1 pseudogene is annotated in these 601 nt (G+C 49.9%); it reads left to right on the forward strand.

Features of this window, described 5'->3' with window-relative positions:
* Nucleotides 1–601, forward strand: a pseudogene (locus R8O11_RS29415) (endonuclease I); the annotation flags it as partial.

The raw sequence follows: 601 nt of genomic DNA on the forward strand, positions 1-601 counted from the left end.
GAGCAACACCGACTTTTTGCAAACCATTAATGTGGAGCAAGGGAAAACCTATGCGTTCTCAGTCTCGGTGTATCACACTGAAGGGCATGTAAAAGCTCGATTGGTGGCAGACGGTTATCACGGCTACTCCAATCCGCAGCAAACGAATCAGTGGCAAGAACTCACACTCAATTACACCGCGACGACCACGAAAACCATCGATGTGGGATTGCGTTTTTATGATGAAGCGGGCTTTGACGGCTCAGAAGTGGTTTATGTCGATAACTTCCAACCGACCGAGACAAGCACGCAGCCTCCCGTAGAGAGCTGTAGTGATCACCAAGTGGTCTTGACTCTCACGACCGACAACTACGGCTCTGAAACGAGTTGGACGCTGAAAAACAGCCAATCCGCAGTGCTGTTCTCTGGTCAGGATTATGAGTCGGCAACCACCGTTGAAAAAAGCATGTGTTTAGCCGACGGTGATTACCAGTTCACCATTCAAGATGAGTATGGTGACGGCATTTGTTGTGGAAGTGGCGCGGGTTCGTACACGTTGATGGAAGGAGCCAAGACCCTTGCTTCTGGCGCTGAGTTCGCCAAAAGCGAAACCACTGATTTT

It is taken from the genome of Vibrio sp. 1288 (assembly GCF_033344475.1).